This is a genomic window from Parapedobacter flavus (genome assembly GCF_035818675.1).
Classification (GTDB): domain Bacteria; phylum Bacteroidota; class Bacteroidia; order Sphingobacteriales; family Sphingobacteriaceae; genus Parapedobacter; species Parapedobacter flavus.
Genome location: NZ_JAYKZZ010000016.1, coordinates 101,732 through 120,266 on the forward strand (window position 1 = coordinate 101,732; position 18,535 = coordinate 120,266).

Sequence of the window (18,535 nt, forward strand, 5' to 3'; positions counted from 1 at the left end):
TCTGAATTTATACCGTAAAACTACAACTATATGTATGGGCTGGCAAAAAAATGAAAAATAATTTTGTATGTCGTTAAACTGCGCTATATTTGCAGACCCAAATAAGGGAGATTAGCTCAGCTGGTTCAGAGCACCTGCCTTACAAGCAGGGGGTCACTGGTTCGAACCCAGTATCTCCCACAAGGACACCCGCTACACGGCGGGTGTTTTCATTTATAGATCACGCATTATTGCTGCCAAAATCATAGTTAACAACAAATAGATAAACTTGTAAGATTTGCCAGGACAAGCTGGAAGCATCCTGCAGGAGATTCGAGGCGACGACGACAGGTGGATAACCATTTACTTATGGAAACATTCCACTTCTCAGTGGTTACTACCCGCTAGATATTCGTGTCTTGTTCGCAGTTCGAGTAAAAAACCATTTGAAAAACGCACTGTCAAAATATGGTTTTTGCCCATTCCTACAAACAAATGCTTTAAATACGAGTCATGATTGCTTTTTTTAAACTATTTTTTATATTTGACACTGTAAATGAAACGCTTAGTGCTAAAACTGGCGTGTGTTGTGCCAATGATGGTTATATTGAGTTGTCCGTTGGCTGCTCAAATCAAAGACATCACAGCACTGAAGGCGCGCATACCCGCTCTACGTGACAGCATGGAGCAAGTAGCGATATATGCGCGACTGGGAATGCTTTACACCAACCGGTCGCTGGATTCGTGCTATTATTTCAGTTCCCGCGCACTCGACCTTGCCAAACGCATCAATGATAAAGCGGGCGAAGCGGAAGCGCTCAATGTGCTCGCATTTTACTATCAGGAAAAAGCCAATCCCTACCTCGCGTATAGATACATCAACGAGTCCCTGGCGATTTTCGAAAGGTTGAAAAATAAACCGAAAATCTGCGAGGTAACCATGAATATTGGCGTACTGTTGAGTTACGAAGGTAAGTTGGACCAGTCGCTCGCCCAATACCAAAAGGCGTATGAACTGAGTAACCACCTCGAGCAAGATTCGATCAGGCCACTGGTGCTACTGAACCTCGCCATGGCACAGTCATTCATGCCACAGTCACCGGACGTGACCCCATTCCAATTAATCGATGAAGCGGAGCGGCTGGCTGGAAAGCAGGGAAACCAACGGTTTATGGTCATTGCGGAGCTAACGCGTACCACCACGCGCTTCCGAAGCGGAGCATCTCCCGATGAGGTCATCCCGCAGCAATATGCCGTTATCGCTAAAACGAAAGAAGCGGGCTATGAGTATTTCACGGCGCTGGCATATATGGAGCTTGCCAATATGTTCTTACCCATAGCGCTCGACAGCGCCATCCATTATTTCGGTCAGGCTAGTGAACTAGCCGACAGGACGGGCTACCAGGGTTTGCATTTCCAAACGATGACTCAAGCCTACCGGGCGTTGTCTCAAGTGCAACCGCTGCCGCCCCAAGCCAACATGTATAGCCGGAAGCTGCTGGAGCTTAGTCGTAATAAGGAGCTCGAAAACCAGAAGACAGGAATGGATTTTCTTCAGTTGGCGCTGAAGGAGCAGCAGGTAGCCGCAGACGAAGCGCGACTGCAATCACGTCGGATGTTGGGTATATCATTGGGTGTGATTTGTCTGCTGGCCATTGGATTCTCACTGCTCGTATGCTACTTGTACCGCAATAAGCGCCGATTGGCTAAGCGCCAAAGGGAGGTCAACTCTCGGCTTGAGGAACAATATAGGCAGCTCGAAGATAATAATTCGTTTCATCAAAAGCTTATTTCGATCATTTCACACGACCTACGGCAGCCGCTATCGTCCATGCTGATGCTTGGCGAGGGTGGTATGATTGATCAAATGAGCGATTCACAGCGGCAATACGTCTTCGATCAGGTCAGCCAGAATGCGCGTACAAGTTTACAGGCGATGGACGGCTTGGTACACTGGATGAAATTGAACACCGTGGGGCTCGCCTATACACCTTCAACAGTAAATCTAAAAGAGGTTATTCTGGCTGCCCTTGCATATAACCAAGTGGTGGCCGACCAGAAAGGTATCGCGATAATGGACTTCATCCCCGGTACAATAGGTGTACTTGCGCAAAGTGAAATGCTTTTATTCGTCAACCGCAATATCCTTAGCAATGCGCTGCGCCATACACCCAATGGCGGGCGAATCGTGATTTCAGTTGTCAAAGAGGAGGGGAGCAACGATGCGATGGTGCGTGTCGCAGACTCCGGTAGTGGAATCTCACCGAATTTATTACCCCACTTGTTTGATAAAGAACAGTCCGATCGGGCAAGCGGTGGCTCCGGTCTGGCGCTGATCATTTGTCACGAGATGATCGAACGGATGAATGGCCGGATCTGGGCAAATAACAACCCCGACGGAGGCGCTTCGTTTTGCTATACTTTGCCGTTGGCGCCCCCCGTGGGTGAGGACGTGCCTCGAAATCTACCTTCACCTGCAGAAACTCATACGCAATCGATTGATTAACGGCAAAAATGCTATTTTTGCGTCCGAATAATTGATCACCGGTTGTACATCTTATGTGCTATACCGATGTGGAAGCATAGAAGAAAAGCAAGTTGCCAAAAATGACACCGACACGAAAACCACTGGATACCCTCGGGTATCATTTTATTCCTTCCGAATATCTCCCAGAAGGAAAAGATGAGTATGACTTACGCGATCGGCAGCAGTTGACCCGCTACACCTATCGGCAGCTTGGTGCCGCCGAGATCGAGTTACTTATCCATAACGGAAATTATTCGCCCAATTGGATGGATGTATGGGTAACCGACCGGTTTATCCCCGAGCAAATACAACAGACCAAGTTTTATGGGCGGGTGCGTATCGGCGATATGGAAACCAGCTTTCTGGATTACCGCGATCTGCACTTACCCACGGGCATCTACAATAGTGTGGTAGTAAGCAGCGATATCGGCGGATATAGCGCCATCCACAACGTGCACTATATGGCCCACTTTATCCTTGGCGATGAGGTGGTGTTGTTCAATATCAATGAGATGGAGACCAGCAGCAACGCGAAATTCGGTAACGGTATCCTCAAGGAAGGTGACCCCGAAAGCAGCCTCATTGCGTTGGAACTCTGCAACGAAAATGGCGGCCGCGCTGTGCTTCCATTTGATGGGATGCAGGCATCGGATGTGTACCTATGGACGCGAAACCGACATGATGGACAACTTCAAAAGCGGTTCCGTGAAATGACGCTCGCCCGGTTTGATACCCGCAGGGGTTATTATAGTACCATTGGGCATCGTACGGTGGTCAAAAATTCGGATACCCTTAAGGATGTCAGGATCGGTACCGATGCTTACATCAAGGGGGTCAATAAGCTGAAGAATGTAACGGTCAACTCTATCGCGGGTGCATATACCCAGATCGGCGAGGGCTGTGAGTTGGTGAACGGTATCGTGGGCCATGGATGCCGAATCTTCTATGGGGTGAAAGCGGTGCGGTTTATTCTCTCTGCCTTTTCGCAGTTGAAGTACGGGGCGCGTCTTATCAATTCTTTCTTGGGCGACAACAGTACCATCTCGTGTTGTGAGGTGCTCAATTCGCTCATTTTCCCGGCGCATGAGCAGCATCACAACAACTCTTTTCTATGTGCGGCATTGGTAATGGGGCAGAGTAACATGGCGGCGGGGGCTACCGTGGGGTCGAACCATAACTCGCGGGCCGCAGATGGTGAGATCGTAGCCGGCCGGGGCTTTTGGCCCGGTCTCTGTGTAAGCCTCAAGCATAATTCGCGCTTCGCTTCTTACACGCTCATTGCCAAGGGCGATTTCATGCACGAACTGGATATCCGGCTGCCCTTCGCCATGGTAAGTAACGATGTAACGAACGATCGGTTAGTCGTTTTGCCCGCCTACTGGTTTTTATACAATATGTATGCGCTGATGCGCAATAACACGAAGTTCCTCAACCGCGACCGTCGATCGCTGAAAAACCAATATTTCGAATATGCGGTATTGGCGCCCGACACCGTTAATGAGATGTTTGTTGCACTGCGTGAAATAGAGATTGCCGTTGGCAACGTGTTCTGTCCGGAGATTGCAGATACGAATGCGTGTGCCCAGCGCGGCCGTGAAATCCTCGCCGATGAGGGCGTCGATCTGCACACCCGCGAAATCACCCTGGCGGCAGTGGAAAATTCTAAACGCCGGGTGGTACTCATCAAGGTGCGCGAAGGTTATCATGTCTACCGACGGATGATTGCCTACTACGGAGCTACGCAACTGAAAAGCTATTTCGACACACACACATTCGCACAATTCAAGGAGGAATACCTCGGAAACCAAGCCCGCGGCCAGCGAGAGCTGTTTGAAGATGTGGGGGGGCAGCTTTTCCGAACGCACGACCTGCGTGCGCTGCTCGACGACATCCGCAGCGGTACGCTGAACGATTGGGATGCGGTGCACCAATGCTACCATCGGCTAAGCAGCGATTACCCGTCACGTAAGCTCGGGCATGCGCTGGCATCATTGCTTGAGATAACCGGCACCCAACGAAGCGAGCTGACGCCCGCATTTATCCAACAGGTGATCGACGAAAGTGTCGTGACCAAACGCTGGATTTGTGAGGAAATCCATAAAACGCGGGCAAAAGACTACCAGAATCGGTTCCGCCAAATGGTCTATGAAAATGAAGCGGAGCGCGACGCGGTGGTGGGTTCGTTACCAGCGAACAACTTCATCCGTCAACAGCAGGCTGAATACGAGCAATATGCCGCATCCGTCCCCAAAATAAGGTAAACGCGATCATTCCAACGGCGGAGTGTTGTTTTTTTTGTGTTTATTTGTTGAGATGAATACTGCAATCCTACGTTACTTGGTTTTACTTCCTATTGCGTTAAGCCTATCGTTGTTTTTCACTGCCTGCCAATTTACGGGCGGCGGCACTATCACCGGAGGGTCGGCCCAGCCACCGTCCGTAGAAATGGCGGATGACTCGGTAGCGGCAGACGACGAGGGCTCCCCGTCCGAACGCCAGCCAGCGGTTGATGACGAAGCAGCCTATGAAGCGAAGCTTCTCGCATTGGCTAATGGGGATACAACGGGAAACTGGCCCGTGGCCAACCAACCACTGCCATTGCCGGGCGCCATTTTACCGTACAAACGGATCATCGCTTTCTATGGTAACCTTTATTCGAGGAGGATGGGTATCTTGGGCGAGTTGGCACCGGGCGATATGCTGGCCAAGCTCGACGAGGAGGTGGCCAACTGGAATGCGGCCGATACAACCACAGCGGCTATCCCTGCCTTACATTACATTGCGGTTACTGCGCAGGGAAGCGCAGGTCGCGATGGCAAGTACCGCTCACGCATGCCGTTCAGCCAGATCGACTCCGTCCTCCGGATTGCGGAAAGGCGCGACGCGCTCGTGTTCCTCGATATCCAAGTGGGATTCAGCACCTTGGAGGCCGAGCTTCCGCGCCTAGATACCTTCCTGCGTATGCCGCATGTGCACCTGGGTATCGACCCCGAGTTTTCCATGAAAGATGACCTGCCACCCGGCAAACGCATTGGCCACTTCACGGCAGCAGATATCAATTTTGCGGCAACACACTTGGCCGAATTGGTACGCACCGATAACCTGCCGCCCAAGGTGCTAGTGGTACACCGGTTCACACAGGGAATGGTAAAAGACTACGACCAGATTAAACTGCGCCCCGAGGTACAGCTACTGATCCATATGGATGGGTGGGGAGCACCAGCACTGAAAAAGGACACATACCGCCGCTATGTAGCCAACGAACCGGTCCAATTTACCGGGTTTAAGTTTTTCTACAAAAACGACCTGAAGCCTGCGCCCCACCGCATGATGACATTGGCGGAGGTGTTAGCGCTCACGCCAAAGCCGATATATATCCAATATCAATAATTGAGGTAAAGGTTATACAGCACACAGATATCGTCTTCGGTCAGCACGGCATCCACGTCGTGTTGGATGAAGTGTAACTTAAACGCCCGTATTGCCGCTTCGAGGTTGCTGGTGTCATAGCCGATAATCCGCAACGCATCCACGGTGTTGAAGTGTTCGGGCGGCACGGCCAATGAATCTCCTGGCCAGTATCCGAAACCGTTGTCTGCCAACCGCTTCCAGGGGAAAAGTGCGCTGGGGTCGACCTTCCGCGTTGGTGCAATATCCGAGTGGCCGATGAAGTTGGCGGTGGGGATATTGTATTTCTTTTTTAGCGTATCGAGCACGTTGAGCAGGCTGTGGATCTGTGCTTCGGAAAAGGGCTCACTTCCGTTGTTGTCGAGCTCGATGCCCAGCGACACCGAATTCAAGTCGGTCACACTGCCCCATTTACCCCTCCCTGCATGCCAACCTCTTACGTAATCGTTGAGCATCTGGTACACTTCGCCGTCATCGCCGATGACATAATGGGAGCTTACCGGGGCGTGCGGCACCGTAAATGTGCGTAAGGTTTGGTGTAAACTATCTTGGGCGGTGTGGTGGATAATTACATAATTGGGCTTTCGCAGATTGAAATGGATGGCCCCTACCCAGTGCGCACGTTCCGGTGCCCGCGGGTCTTCCGATACCACGGGCATCCCCAAGCTATCGTATGTGGTGACCAGGCGCGGTGTAGCATAAGGCAGGGGTTGCCGCATCTGGTCGGTGAGTGCTTTCAGTTGCTTTTTATACGTGCGGTTGGTCTTCGCGTACCGGTTGGTGCCGCATGCGGATAGCATGAGTGCTGCTCCGGCAAGCAGCATAGCCACCCTTCGTATATGCGTGTACCTCGCGCGCATTATCTTGGGAGTTTAAACGTAAGCCCCAGGCTTAATGCTTGGCTATATTGGACTTCCGACTTGGTTTTCCCCTCTTCTATATAGTCGCTATCGTACAATATGGTTCCGCTCAAAGATACATTCACCAATCGCGTGACCCGCGTAGTGAGCCGCGCATCCAAACGGTGGGATGGGTCGTTTAACTTCTCATAGTCGGCAAACATATTATATTTGCTCGTGAGGTTGAGCGTGGGTGTGAGATTTTTATTCAAGTCTGCCGTCAACTGGAATGCGAGGTCATTCTTCACCCGTTTTCCTTCTTCAACCCCATAGCGCGTGGGATCGATTCGCTTATCAAAGACAAAGGTCTGCCGGGCAGTTCCCGTACCGAAGCGCAACGAAAACGTCTTATCCGGCCTATACTCGATACCTAACGACTCGGTGAGGCGACCCGGTGCCAGGAAGTTGGAGATGACTCCTGTGATACTATCCCGCCCATTGACGTCTTTTCCAAAGCTATTACCCACATCAAACTGGCTGTCGAACGTAAGCGACGTAAATATGGACCAACTTTTCGACATTTTCAGGGACAGTTTGTTGTCCCAATATATCCGGTCATTGTTTTTACGCGGGAGCTGGTCCCTGTTTTTTTGCTTCCCGTATTGCAGAATTACCTCGGTGACGAAGTTGGTGTTATTGCGCGTATAGTCGGATTTGTGGTTGAGCAGAAGACCAACGGAAATAGAGTTTACACCACCGCCGTTCCAGTTTTCACTGAAGGACGCCTGGTTGGCGTTGATGCCGAATGACGACCAGTGCCGCCAATAGATGACGCGTAGATCCAGCGCAGACATGGGTAACGTGACTGGTTGGATCTCAAGCTCGGGTATTTCCACTGTCAAGCTGTTCGAGTCGGGTTTATACCGCAATTCATCGATATCGTAGGTCTGCGCATCGGCCCACGATGCCCACCCCAATAGGGTAAACACTAAAAAGTAAAACTGTGGTCTCATATCTGGCGCTAAATTAACAAATATCGTGCTGTTTTTACTTAAGTGTGCTTATTTCTCGACAGTTGGCAACGGCGGAAGCCTATGGGCGGCCGGATTTTGCCGGTAGCGTACCAACGAAGAGCGGATGTAAAAAGCCAAGTTATAATCGTTTGCGCTAAGTATAAAGAAATATGAGGGGCGGTACTGCCGCATGAAATCGACGAGCGTTTCTCCGCGCAGGCCGGTTACGCTACTCACAAATTCGGGGGTAAACCGATAGTCGATCACAGACTCCCGGTAGTCGCGCTCGATGATTTCCTGTAGCCTGCGTGAGTTTTTTCCCTCCCGGCTGATTAATTTATACAACGCGTCGATGCTCAAACCTGCGCCTGTAGGCCCCGTAGAGAAGATGGAGCCCGCGTTGCCTTTGGAGTACGCGGTACTGTAATCGCGCTTATTCGCTTCGAGGCGCTCCTCAGGGCTACGCCGGGCAATCACCGACACCTCATCAAGCCATATCGTTGAACGCGCCATATGGAAGAGCACAACCCGTTTGTCGGCTACGACCAGCGTGTCTGGATAATACCCTTTGGCTGCGGCTATCAGGATATCGCCGGGCGATGCGTCAATCCGGAATTCGCCCCGCGTATTGTTATAGCCACCGTGGTCGTTTGCCGTATTGTAAATGTATACCTGCGAAATGCGCTGCTGGGTACGGGTGTCAAATACAATTCCTTCAATGGTTGTTTGCGCGGTTGCAAAATGGGCCAAAGTACATAGCATTAGTCCGCTAAAATAAACACCTATACGTTTCACTGTCGTAAAACTACGGCTAAGTTTGCACTCGACGAAAAAATTAACATCATTTAGCAAACCCGAAATGTTATTGTGACACCAAGATAAGCTGGCCGATGAAGACTGATTCGGTCTTGAGTCCATTGAGGTCCATCAACTCGGCAGTTTCCATCCCGTATTTGCGGGCAATTGCCGCGAGGGTATCCCCATTTTTAACCTCATGGATATCGATGCGTACCGGGGCCTTGGTTTCCGCGACCGCTGTCTCCTCAGCCTTGTTTTCTACGATTTCCGTTTGTACGATGGCCTCCCTGTGGGTTTTTTGGTGCCGTGTTTCGGGGCGGTCATACTGATACAGCTCGTACCGCTCGATGAGGCTAATCAACAGGTCGGCATATTTGGGGTTGGTGGCATAGCCAGCCTTTTTTAGTCCACGGGCCCACCCTCTGTAGTCATCCTTATCAAGCTCAAACAACGCAGCGTATCGTTTTCGAAGGAGGAACTGTGAATGGTCATGGAAGGAATCTTCCACCCGTTGGTACACACGGAAGCAATCGTTGCGTCGGTCATCGTCGTGATAGGTTGTCCCGCCTTTCCACTCGGGCGTGCATTTAATGCCGAAGTGGTTGTTGGCTTCGCGGGCAAGTGTACTGTTACCATTGCCCGATTCGAGCAGGGCTTGGGCAAGTTTGATACTGGCTGGAATACCATATTCTTCCATCTCGGCAATGGCGATATCTTTGTACTGCTCGATATAAGACAGGCCCGATAAGCTGGTGGCCGGTTTACTATCCCGGGAGGACGGTTTCGCGTCCTGTTGCGGTTTATGCGGACGGTGAACCGGCTGTCCCCGTTTGGCTACCCGCGGGTTTTGGAGTACATCCTGCTTAGACAAACATGATGCAAGTGATAATATGGCCATTAACGCGTATACGTATCTCCTCATTACAGCATCAATTGTTGGCCGATGCTTAGCTGCGATCCGGCAAGTCCGTTTTCCCGTTGGATAGTACGCACAGTGGTGCCATGCTTACGTGCAAGATCGTACAAGGTGTCCCCTTTTTTTACCGTGTACCAGGTAACGATATCCGCTGACTCGGCGGCAGCTACCAACACGCCTCCTTCAGGCTTTTTATCCAGTTCGTCTAAGTGGTACCTACGGATCATACCGATGACCTTGGACGACCACGTAGCGCTTTGGGCGTAACCCGACCGCGCGATGCCTTGTGCCCACTTCCGATACTCATGCGGCTCATATAGATCGAATAGTTTTTTGGTGCTCTTTCGGCGCTGGAGGAGACCGATAAAATCCTGGTATGACTCTTCGACCGACTCGTATCCTTTGTATGCCGAGCGGATTTCCGTGCTGTTGTTGGAGCCCTTGATGCCGAAATGATTATTAAGATACCGAGCTATTTTACTGTTTCCATGGGCGCTTTCGTGCATGGCGACAGCAAGTATGATGCTGGCGGGGCATCCATATTCTTCCATATACTGGATGGCTGCAGCCTGATGTTGTTCGATATACGCTTGGGGCGTAATGCGTTGGGCAACGGCTTTCGCTGTCGAAAGGGCGATTATCAAAGAGGCTAGGCATAAGGCGATTACGGTGGTGTTGTTCGGTGTGCTCATTCCTCATGTTTTTTGTCTCTCATCGTTTCCGCAACAGGAAAAGCCCATCGCGAACCGGGAGAATGAGTTTGTCTATGCGTTCATCGTTGGCAAGTTGATCGTTTAGTGCGGTAATCTGTTGGGTTTGGTTGTCGTTGGCTCCGTTAACTACTTTCCCCTTCCAGAGCACATTGTCGATCAGAATTAATCCCCCGCTCCGGCTTTTCTCCAGGGCAAGCTCGTAGTAGGTGCCGTTGTTTTTCTTGTCAGCATCGATAAAAACCAGATCAAGCGGACCCGCAATTGTGGGAATGATTGCGGCCGCGTCGCCAATGTGGTAATGGATGCTATCGTTGAAGCCGGACTGGCCAAAGTACTCGCGCACGCGGTCTTCCAGTTCCGCGTTGTGGTCGATGGTATGGATTTCGCCCCCACGGGCAAGGCCTTCTGCCAAGCACAACGTGGCGTACCCGGTGAAGGTGCCCACTTCGAGGACCTTCATTGGCGATACGAGCTTGCTTAGGAAAGCCAGCAACCGGCCCTGATAGCGGCCCGAGAGCATATGTGGGGAGGTTTCCTTTAAATAGGTTTCCCTGTTGATGCGTTGTAGGAGGGCTGGCTCCGTGTCGCATGTCTTCTCCAGGTAGTCCGTTAATATGTCATCGAACATATCCATCGCCGACAAAAGTACGGAACATGCACCAAAGTGCAAAACCTCTCGTTTCGTCCCACGATGCGTGGCTTTCGTCCCTAGTCGTCGTGGCTTCATCCCACAACCTTTATTTTTGCGATAGTAGCATAGGGAGGCGTAACAATTTGGATTTCAGGCCGTCTTACGCATACGTAATTTGGGGACAAATGGATAAACTGACACGATTTTTCTGGTGGTGCAGCGGCGCTCACCAGTCGGAATTGACCAAATACCCTGCCGAACAAAACAAATATGTAGGCATCGGGGCAACGATTTTTTTCACGGGTCTTTTCGCCGCCCTATCGGGTGGGTATGCCTTGTATTTTGTTTTCAGCGGCGATGGTGGTGCCATCGGATATGCGCTGCTTTTCGGACTGCTATGGGGGCTGGCGATCTTCAATATGGATCGCTATATCGTATCCAGCATCAATAAGAACGCATCGGGTCTCAAGCAATTCCTCCAGGCCATCCCGCGTATCCTATTGGCGGTGCTCATCGGCATTGTCATTGCCCGGCCGTTGGAGATTAAGGTGTTCGACAAGGAAATCCGTGACCAGTTACGGGTCACCTACCTCGACCGGCAGCGGGCAAGCATCGATACCCTAAACCGCGCGTTCGAAAGCAAGTACGGCATCGAGCTGGCAAAAATCGCCGAACTGAAAGTGGAACGCGATTCGGTAGAGGCAAACCTCAAAGCCGATCAGGTTAAGCTTAAGATGGAGACCTTCGGCGAAAAGAGCGTCGAAACGTCGGGTATCCTGGGGTATGGGCCTTACGCCAAGCAGCGGCAGGCCGACTTGGAAAAGCAGGAACAGTACCTCGATACATTGCGTTCTGCTATTGCGGCGCAGGAAGCATTCATCCAGCAACGTAAGCGATTCGACGGGTTGATGGATGCGCGGTTATTGATCGGCGCACAGATGGATAGTGCCGTGAACAGGGCAGGGTTTGCCGACCGCAACGCGGCATTGGGCGACCTGAAATACCACCTCGATGGCAGTGTGAACAGTTCCAACTATTGGTCCATCACCTTCATTATGCTGCTTTTCATTTTCTTCGAATGCTTACCCGTATTTGTGAAGTTGATGAGCGCCCGCGATGCTTATGATATTGCTTTGAAAGACCAACAGGCCGTGGATACCCACCGTTCGGGGAAAGACCGCGACGCGGAAATAGCCATCGTGGATGGTGTATACGATACCAAGGTGCAGGAGGGTATCGAACGGCAGAAGGCGCAGCTTTGGGAGTAGTAAAATTACGACAGCTTTGACAGGACTTCTAAAAAGTCTTCTCCGCTGATGATTTTGATACTGGGAATTCCAATGCTTTCACTTCATTGAAGTGCTTATCGTTTGTAACGAGGTAATCCGCATCGCCAGAGACGGCGGTATCGAAGTATTTATTGTCGTCAGGGTCTTTCTGAATCACATTCCACTCATAAAATATATTGGTCTTCCTTGTGTTAACGGCCTCCCCTATTAATGATATAACATTTAACGCCACCGTTTCAGAGGTTTTTTGCGCAAGCATTTCCTCGTATTCCATTAAAATAGAATTAGAAACGAGGAGATTGAATCTTTCCGCGATATAAGCTGCCCAAATAGGTCGGAATCGACTTGATTTGCCGAGCGACTGCAAAAGAATATTGACATCAATGACTACTTTCATTTACGGCCTGTAGTGCGTAGGCGCTCTTGGCCCCAGCTTTCGTAGGTCTCGGAAGTCCAATTATTCTTAGCTTCCAAATCAGCCATTTCGTCATCGATATTTTTAGCAAGAATCCCTACAATGAAGCGCCTAATTTGATGATAGTCTTCATTAGCCATGGGCTTCCTAAATAGTTTGAGCATTTGGAGTTGTTGCTCATTTAAAGCCGGTGATTTTTCATCAACGATTTCTTCTGCCATAACACAAACTTACGCAAGATGTTGTTTATATGCAAGTTTCAAAACCCTGTTCATCCCGGTATTCCCCACTTTCATCCCAGTTATTGGCCTGTTTTCGGCCTTTTGCCGTTCTTTGTTGGCAAAGCAGTAAAGTATGAAGCTGAATCGTATTGAAACCATCTTAGCCACGGGGATTTACTTGTTTATACTCGTGCTTATTTTTAGTAACCAGGATTGGGGCACACGTAACACCGCATCGCCCGTGGGCTACACGACTGTTGTTTACGGGGCATTTTTAGCGTTTACACAATGGATTTCGCCCGTATTTTTCAGGCCTCGTAAAATTGAGCCGGGTATTGCATCTACGTTGTTGCTCTTTTTTCTGGTTTGGCTGGGGCTTACGGTGTGCATCTGGATGCGCGACTATCACTGGAACAACGGACAGTTTGTTGTTCATCTCAAACGCGGCGAGTCGTTGGGCGGCGCATTGCTTGTCCTGTTGCTTCTTTTTGCTTATGAAGGCATTAAACGGCTGGTCCGTTACTTACAGCAGACCCGCAATATGCTTGTATTGAATATTGCCAAGCAGAGCTTATTTGTACTGGGTGTCGGTGCGGTGATCTTTTTCGTTTTATTGGCGAATGATGAGAAACTCGCGGTGATTTGGCTAAGCGCAGTGCCTTATAACTATCTTATTTTTGTGTTGAATATATACTGGTTATTGCCGTTGAAAGATAAAAAGGGATATTCCTTCGCATTATACCTGCTTTTCACCTTAGGGTTGTCGTTTGTTGTTTTTGTACCATTTGGGTCGTTCTTTGTGTTTGCCACGGGTTCGGCGGGACCTATGTATTTCGTGTTTTGGATTTGTGCCAACCTCACCATGCTACCGATTGCTAATTTCGTATACCAGCGGCAAAAAGAACGCATCGGCCAACTGGTAAACCTTCAAACGGAACTGGGGCAAACCTCGGCGGGCCTGAGTTTCCTGCGCTCGCAGATCAATCCCCATTTTCTATTCAATATCCTCAATACCTTATACGGCACGGCGCTGCAGGAAGATGCCGAGCGCACCGCATCCGGCATCCAGAAACTGGGCGACATGATGCGTTTCATGTTGCACGAAAATAATCAGGACCGGATTCTGCTTGCCCGCGAAATCGAATATCTCCGCAACTACATCGACCTGCAATTGTTACGCACTGCCACGTCTCCGGAAATCACCGTGGAATGTGATATCAAAGATGCATTGGAAGGCACTTATATTGCGCCGATGCTGCTCATTCCATTCGTGGAAAACGCATTCAAGCATGGGATTAGCTTAAACGAGAAGTCGTGGATAAAAGTCAGCCTCTACGAATCCGAAGGGGAGCTGTACTTCGATGTGCACAACAGCATCCACCGTAAACCGGGGTCCGACCCGGAGCGGCGCCATTCGGGCGTGGGGTTGGAGAACGTGAAGCAACGCCTGGCCATGCTTTATCCCGACAGGCATGAGTTAGTGATCCGTGAAACCACCCAGGAATATTTCGTGCATTTGACGGTACAATTGTAAGTGGCAACATTTTTTCTACCTTTGGAAGAAGGGTGTATTGATGATGATAACAGCCATTGCCGTAGATGACGAACCCATTGCGCTTGACGTGGTACGTAACCACGCCGCCAAAGTGCCTTTTCTGGATTTACAAGCAACGTTTACCAATGCCTTTGAGGCGATGGGTCACCTGCGGCAGCATCCGGTGGATTTACTTTTCCTCGACATCAAGATGCCGGATATTTCTGGTATTGAGTTTTTCAGAAGCCTCAGCAAGAAGCCGCTCGTTGTTTTTACCACCGCCTACTCCGAGCATGCGGTGGCCGGTTTTGAACTGGATGCTGTGGATTACTTGCTCAAACCCTTTTCTTTGCCACGTTTCCTCAAAGCCTGTAATAAAGCACAGGAGTGGCTGGAGCTGCGCGGCAAGGAGACTAAACCGGCGTACATCTTCGTCAAAACCGGATACGACCAAGTGAAGGTGGATTTTGACACCATCGACTATCTGGAAGCTACCGGCAACTACGTCAACTTCGTGCTGGGTGATAGCCAGCTATTGAGCCGGATGACGATTACCGAGTGTGAGGCCTTGTTACCCGCCGACCGTTTCGTACGCATCCATCGTTCGTTTATCGCGGCAATCGATAACGTGCGGAAGATCGAGCGGCACCAACTTACCATCAACGGGAGCATACTCCCCATCGGTGCATCGTATGTGGCTGCGGTGAAGGAACGTGTGCAGAAATGACTGTCCGTTTCCGAACACTTACTGCGCGATATCGAACAGGGGTTCGATTTTTATCTTTCACAACAGTCTTATAGATAGTTAATTGTGATTTTGGCGTAAACTATGATAACATTATGCCAAAACGAAATAAAGACATGTTGTTACCGATACGTTACATCGCCTGTTTGTTTACCGCTGCCGGTGCCTTCTTACAGGTCGTTGCACAGGAAGCACCTACAACCGATACGCTGACCCTGGAGCGCAGCACCGCATTGGCCCTTGAATTTAACCGCAATGTGCAGCAGAGCCACATCCGGGCACGGGGAGCGGCCATCAACCTACGGCAGGCCAAGCAGAACCTGTTGCCATCGCTCGACGCGGGTATGAGCCACAGCTATAGCCAAGGGCGGTTCATTAACCCTACGACCAACCAATATGTGGAAGAGAATTTCGTATCCGGCAATCAGCACGTCAGCAGTTCGCTGATTTTATTCGATGGGCTGCGGATGTTCCGGAACATTACGTTGCAGGCCCATGCCTACCGCGCTACGCAGTTGGAAGAACAGTTGATGGAAGAACAGGTGGCACTGGATGTCACAGCAGCGTATATCAACGTGCTTACGGCAAAAGATATGGTGGCGCAGATCGATAGCCAGGTGGCGGTAACCCAGCGGCAGGTGGAGCGCAGTACGGTGCTTTTCGATGAAGGGGCCATTGCCCCGGGCGACTATTACGACCTCAAGGGGCAATATGCCAGCGACCTTAACAGCTTGAACACCGCTGAAAATACCCTGAGCGAGAATTTGCTGAGTTTGTTCCGGTTGATGAACCTACCGTATGACGAAGGTGTATCCTTTATGCCGCTCCAAGCGCTGCCACTGCCGAAGGCACCCGTGGCGGATGCCGATGTCTTGTACCAAACGGCTTCCGAACGGTTGGGCATCATCAAGGCAGTAGACCACTGGCAACAGCAGGCGGAATTTTCATTGAAAGCTGCCCGTTCCTCGTATTTCCCCACCTTATCATTAGGTGCGGGATTATCCAGCAACTACTCGAAAGACGGCATGGGTAGTTATTACGACCAAGTGCAGAACAACTTGGGGCGATCGCTCGCATTTTCACTTTCGATACCTATTTTCTCGCGATTCCAGGTGCGGAATAATGTAGCACGCGCGAAGCTCGATGTGCTGAACGCCGAGCAGTCGGCCCAAACCCGGCGCAACGAACTGCAACAAACCACCCATCAGGTGCTGTTCAACCTGGAGGCTGCCAAGGAGCGATACAAAAACCTGGTGGAACAGGTTGCCCACTATAAGGAGTCCTTCCGCATCGCCGAAGTACGTTTCAATGCAGGAGCTATCAACTCCGTAGAGTTCCTGATTGCGAAGAACAAAATGGATAATGCAAATGCCAATCTCGTCATTGCGTGCTACCAGTGGCATCTCCGGCAGCGTATAGTGGACTATTACAACGGTGAATTGCTGGTCGGTGAGGTGGAATGAGCTCGAAATTCATGGGTTTTGTAATGGGTGGAAGTGGTTGATGTTGACGTCTACCCGTACATTGTCCCCGATGACGACCGCGGGGTCCACGATTACATTCAATGTAATGGCCTCGCGCTGCACGGTGACCAATTGATAAAATCCTTTGAACTGGGTGTCTTTTACGGTAAAGTTGCCCTGTTCATTTTCGGTTATTGCAATCCATTCGGGGTGTATGGCTACGGCTGTCGCTGCATTGGAACCCAATAATTGGGCCTCGGCTGCCTCGAGAATATTGCTTTTTGCCAGCAGTCGTGCTGTATACGCGTTCGGCGGTTGCTGGTATAGGTATGCCGGTTGGCCGGTGGCCATCAGTCGGCCACTCCTCAGCACAATCAATTCATCGGCCATGGAAAGCACTTCGGCGGGGTCGTGCGATACGAGTACCACGGTAAGCCCGGTTTCTTCCACGATGTTGCGGATATCCCGTTGCAGGGTTTCCCGGAAAGCGGCGTCCACCTGGTTGAAGGGTTCGTCCATCAGCAGCACTTCAGGATTATTCACCAGTGCGCGGGCCAGCGCCACACGCTGCTTTTCGCCGCCGCTCAGGTCGGCAATGCGTTGCTTGGCCAAGTGGGCGATGCGGAGGCGGTGCAGGCTTGCCTCCGTTTCCCGGTATTTCGCTTCGAGATCGGTATTCGACAGTTGCGATGCCACATTGTCCCACACATTCGCGTACGTGTTGAGGTCGTCAAACCCCTGCGACACCATGCGCATGGCATCATGGCCGGGGATCAATTTTTCGCGCGGGTTGGGCACCCGCCAGCCCCGGTAGCGGACTTCACCGCTGTCGGGCTCCACCAATCCGTAGATGAGCTTCAGCAGCGTGCTTTTCCCACTGCCGCTCTCGCCGATGATGGCGGTGATTTTCCCTTCGGGAATACCGAAAGAAAGGTCGTTGATGGCCACGATCGGCTCCTTCGCGGCGAAAGCGCGGCTTACGTTTTCACCGTGGATCAACGGCAAGCCGGTGCGCTGCACGTCATTCGGTACCGAACAGGAAGGGGCATTTGTGGTGGGTATCGCCATAAATAAAACCGCCCCGGTAACCGGGGCGGTACAAAATTACGAAATATAACGCAAGGATTTAAAAGCCGAGCATCAGGCCGAACGCCATGGTTTGCAGGCCCTCCTGGTTCGGACTGTTTTCAAACAGGTCGTTGAAGTAGTATTTGGCATAGATGCCGAAGGCGCCCACGCCGAAGCGGGCGAAAGCCCCGTACCGGAATTGCGTGAAGTTATAATCGTCTTTGAACTTCTGTTTACCGAGTTCGTCGCTCTTGAACCGTTGTGTCCCTTTGAGCAGGAAGCCACCTTCGGGCCCGAAGGCAAACCGTAACCGGCCCAGGCTGCTGGAATGCTTGCTGCGCAGCTCGAAGGTGAGCGGCAACCGTAGGTATGTGGCGGTAAGCTTGTTTTTGGAGTAGTCTACCGCCGATGGTTCCCACGTTAGTGGTGTGGTATTCTCGAGGAAATCGATGTTTTCGCGCAGGCGAATGTAGGTCCAGTCGAATCCGGCAGACAAAAACAGGCGGAAGTTGTCGTTAAACCGGTAGCCCGCTTGCAGCAGGTCGAACCCGAAATTGACTGTTTTGCCGGGACGGTACTTGAAATCACGATTATCGTCCGAAAGCGTGAAACTGCCATTATCGATCAGCTTGACCAATCCGAGGTCGATCCGCGAGAAGGTGATGCCATAGATGGGATGTGCTTTCCGGATTTTCTTTACGGTCGCTTTTACATCGTTGTCGTCTTCATCGTCCTTGTCGCGGTTTCCCAATTCATAGGTTTTATCCGATTTCTCGATGGTGATGACCCCATCATCTTTGCCGGGGATGGTGATGCGTACCTTCCGTCGCTCGCCGGTTTCCACGTCTTCCATGATGACCGTATCCATGGTATTCCGTTGGTTTATCCGGAGGGTATCCGTTTTCTTTTTTTCCTGTGCGGTCGCCGTCAGTAGGGCGGCGCAGCATATCAGGGTAAGGCTCATGTATTTCATGTC

At 50.9% G+C, this 18,535-nt stretch carries 17 protein-coding genes and 1 tRNA gene; 8 read left to right on the plus strand and 10 right to left on the minus strand.

Annotated elements, in window-relative coordinates; all coding sequences use genetic code 11:
- The first annotated feature begins 105 nt into the window (after positions 1–105).
- The 4 genes from U9S71_RS13685 to U9S71_RS13700 all read left to right on the plus strand — a co-directional run bounded on the left by U9S71_RS13685 (position 106) and on the right by U9S71_RS13700 (position 5,896).
- Positions 106–180 (plus strand) — tRNA-Val (locus tag U9S71_RS13685).
- A gap of 418 nt (positions 181–598) precedes the next feature.
- Positions 599–2,485 carry an ATP-binding protein gene (locus U9S71_RS13690; RefSeq protein ID WP_326328073.1) on the plus strand — a complete coding sequence of 629 codons (1,887 nt, stop codon included), beginning with the start codon at positions 599–601 and terminating at the stop codon, positions 2,483–2,485.
- A 101-nt stretch (positions 2,486–2,586) separates the two neighbouring features.
- Complete coding sequence (locus tag U9S71_RS13695; RefSeq protein WP_326328074.1) at positions 2,587–4,767, plus strand: DUF4954 family protein; 2,181 nt, start codon at positions 2,587–2,589, stop codon at positions 4,765–4,767.
- A 52-nt stretch (positions 4,768–4,819) separates the two neighbouring features.
- Entirely contained in the window at positions 4,820–5,896 is a 1,077-nt protein-coding gene (locus U9S71_RS13700; RefSeq protein WP_326328075.1) for a hypothetical protein, read from the plus strand.
- On the opposite strand, the gene U9S71_RS13705 is transcribed toward U9S71_RS13700, so the two are convergent.
- The 6 genes from U9S71_RS13705 to U9S71_RS13730 all read right to left on the minus strand — a co-directional run bounded on the left by U9S71_RS13705 (position 5,890) and on the right by U9S71_RS13730 (position 10,827).
- Positions 5,890–6,774 (minus strand): N-acetylmuramoyl-L-alanine amidase, encoded by an 885-nt coding sequence (locus U9S71_RS13705; protein ID WP_326328076.1) that lies wholly within the window; start codon positions 6,772–6,774, stop codon positions 5,890–5,892. The two genes, U9S71_RS13700 and U9S71_RS13705, sit on opposite strands and share 7 nt — an antisense overlap.
- Complete coding sequence (locus U9S71_RS13710) at positions 6,774–7,766, minus strand: DUF3078 domain-containing protein (protein ID WP_326328077.1); 993 nt, start codon at positions 7,764–7,766, stop codon at positions 6,774–6,776. Before U9S71_RS13710 ends, U9S71_RS13705 begins: the two co-directional genes overlap by 1 nt.
- A gap of 48 nt (positions 7,767–7,814) precedes the next feature.
- Positions 7,815–8,528: a hypothetical protein gene (locus U9S71_RS13715; protein WP_326328078.1), complete on the minus strand. Its 714-nt coding sequence runs from the start codon at positions 8,526–8,528 to the stop codon at positions 7,815–7,817.
- A 100-nt stretch (positions 8,529–8,628) separates the two neighbouring features.
- Positions 8,629–9,486, minus strand: coding sequence for a glucosaminidase domain-containing protein (locus tag U9S71_RS13720; RefSeq protein WP_326328079.1), 858 nt, complete (start codon positions 9,484–9,486; stop codon positions 8,629–8,631).
- The gene (locus U9S71_RS13725) at positions 9,486–10,172 is read right to left on the minus strand and encodes a glucosaminidase domain and LysM peptidoglycan-binding domain-containing protein (RefSeq protein ID WP_326328080.1); all 687 of its coding nucleotides are present in this window, start codon (positions 10,170–10,172) and stop codon (positions 9,486–9,488) included. Before U9S71_RS13725 ends, U9S71_RS13720 begins: the two co-directional genes overlap by 1 nt.
- Positions 10,173–10,191: 19 nt before the next feature.
- Positions 10,192–10,827 (minus strand): O-methyltransferase, encoded by a 636-nt coding sequence (locus U9S71_RS13730; protein ID WP_436410331.1) that lies wholly within the window; start codon positions 10,825–10,827, stop codon positions 10,192–10,194.
- Between the two features lie 182 nt (positions 10,828–11,009).
- Here U9S71_RS13730 and U9S71_RS13735 point away from each other — a divergent pair, with 182 nt between their 5' ends.
- On the plus strand, positions 11,010–12,092 hold the full coding sequence (locus U9S71_RS13735) for a DUF4407 domain-containing protein (RefSeq protein ID WP_326328082.1): 1,083 nt from the start codon (positions 11,010–11,012) through the stop codon (positions 12,090–12,092).
- A gap of 28 nt (positions 12,093–12,120) precedes the next feature.
- On the opposite strand, the gene U9S71_RS13740 is transcribed toward U9S71_RS13735, so the two are convergent.
- Complete coding sequence (locus U9S71_RS13740) at positions 12,121–12,510, minus strand: putative toxin-antitoxin system toxin component, PIN family (RefSeq protein WP_326328083.1); 390 nt, start codon at positions 12,508–12,510, stop codon at positions 12,121–12,123.
- Positions 12,507–12,749 carry a DUF8507 family protein gene (locus U9S71_RS13745; RefSeq protein ID WP_326328084.1) on the minus strand — a complete coding sequence of 81 codons (243 nt, stop codon included), beginning with the start codon at positions 12,747–12,749 and terminating at the stop codon, positions 12,507–12,509. Before U9S71_RS13745 ends, U9S71_RS13740 begins: the two co-directional genes overlap by 4 nt.
- A 133-nt stretch (positions 12,750–12,882) precedes the next feature.
- On the opposite strand from U9S71_RS13745, the gene U9S71_RS13750 reads away from it, so the two are divergent.
- The 3 genes from U9S71_RS13750 to U9S71_RS13760 all read left to right on the plus strand — a co-directional run bounded on the left by U9S71_RS13750 (position 12,883) and on the right by U9S71_RS13760 (position 16,491).
- Entirely contained in the window at positions 12,883–14,283 is a 1,401-nt protein-coding gene (locus tag U9S71_RS13750) for a sensor histidine kinase (RefSeq protein WP_326328085.1), read from the plus strand.
- 40 nt (positions 14,284–14,323) lie between these two features.
- The gene (locus U9S71_RS13755) at positions 14,324–15,010 is read left to right on the plus strand and encodes a LytR/AlgR family response regulator transcription factor (protein WP_326328086.1); all 687 of its coding nucleotides are present in this window, start codon (positions 14,324–14,326) and stop codon (positions 15,008–15,010) included.
- 134 nt (positions 15,011–15,144) lie between these two features.
- On the plus strand, positions 15,145–16,491 hold the full coding sequence (locus U9S71_RS13760; protein ID WP_326328087.1) for a TolC family protein: 1,347 nt from the start codon (positions 15,145–15,147) through the stop codon (positions 16,489–16,491).
- Positions 16,492–16,500: 9 nt separating this feature from the next.
- Here the strand turns inward: U9S71_RS13760 and U9S71_RS13765 are convergent, their stop codons facing one another.
- The gene (locus tag U9S71_RS13765) at positions 16,501–17,559 is read right to left on the minus strand and encodes an ABC transporter ATP-binding protein (RefSeq protein WP_326328088.1); all 1,059 of its coding nucleotides are present in this window, start codon (positions 17,557–17,559) and stop codon (positions 16,501–16,503) included.
- 58 nt (positions 17,560–17,617) lie between these two features.
- Entirely contained in the window at positions 17,618–18,532 is a 915-nt protein-coding gene (locus U9S71_RS13770; RefSeq protein WP_326328089.1) for an outer membrane beta-barrel protein, read from the minus strand.
- Positions 18,533–18,535: the final 3 nt, after the last annotated feature.

Excerpts from the sequence above, each read along its gene's own strand:
- U9S71_RS13770 (WP_326328089.1), bottom strand. The coding sequence starts at position 18,532 with ATGAAATACATGAGCCTTACCCTGATATGCTGCGCCGCCCTACTGACG.
- U9S71_RS13720 (WP_326328079.1), bottom strand. The coding sequence starts at position 9,486 with ATGAGGAGATACGTATACGCGTTAATGGCCATATTATCACTTGCATCA.
- U9S71_RS13765 (WP_326328088.1), bottom strand. The coding sequence starts at position 17,559 with ATGGCGATACCCACCACAAATGCCCCTTCCTGTTCGGTACCGAATGAC.
- U9S71_RS13745 (WP_326328084.1), bottom strand. The coding sequence starts at position 12,749 with ATGGCAGAAGAAATCGTTGATGAAAAATCACCGGCTTTAAATGAGCAA.
- U9S71_RS13740 (WP_326328083.1), bottom strand. The coding sequence starts at position 12,510 with ATGAAAGTAGTCATTGATGTCAATATTCTTTTGCAGTCGCTCGGCAAA.
- U9S71_RS13755 (WP_326328086.1), top strand. The coding sequence starts at position 14,324 with ATGATGATAACAGCCATTGCCGTAGATGACGAACCCATTGCGCTTGAC.
- U9S71_RS13695 (WP_326328074.1), top strand. The coding sequence starts at position 2,587 with ATGACACCGACACGAAAACCACTGGATACCCTCGGGTATCATTTTATT.
- U9S71_RS13705 (WP_326328076.1), bottom strand. The coding sequence starts at position 6,774 with ATGCGCGCGAGGTACACGCATATACGAAGGGTGGCTATGCTGCTTGCC.
- U9S71_RS13725 (WP_326328080.1), bottom strand. The coding sequence starts at position 10,172 with ATGAGCACACCGAACAACACCACCGTAATCGCCTTATGCCTAGCCTCT.
- U9S71_RS13730 (WP_436410331.1), bottom strand. The coding sequence starts at position 10,827 with ATGGATATGTTCGATGACATATTAACGGACTACCTGGAGAAGACATGC.
- U9S71_RS13710 (WP_326328077.1), bottom strand. The coding sequence starts at position 7,766 with ATGAGACCACAGTTTTACTTTTTAGTGTTTACCCTATTGGGGTGGGCA.
- U9S71_RS13715 (WP_326328078.1), bottom strand. The coding sequence starts at position 8,528 with ATGCTATGTACTTTGGCCCATTTTGCAACCGCGCAAACAACCATTGAA.
- U9S71_RS13735 (WP_326328082.1), top strand. The coding sequence starts at position 11,010 with ATGGATAAACTGACACGATTTTTCTGGTGGTGCAGCGGCGCTCACCAG.
- U9S71_RS13750 (WP_326328085.1), top strand. The coding sequence starts at position 12,883 with ATGAAGCTGAATCGTATTGAAACCATCTTAGCCACGGGGATTTACTTG.
- U9S71_RS13760 (WP_326328087.1), top strand. The coding sequence starts at position 15,145 with ATGTTGTTACCGATACGTTACATCGCCTGTTTGTTTACCGCTGCCGGT.
- U9S71_RS13700 (WP_326328075.1), top strand. The coding sequence starts at position 4,820 with ATGAATACTGCAATCCTACGTTACTTGGTTTTACTTCCTATTGCGTTA.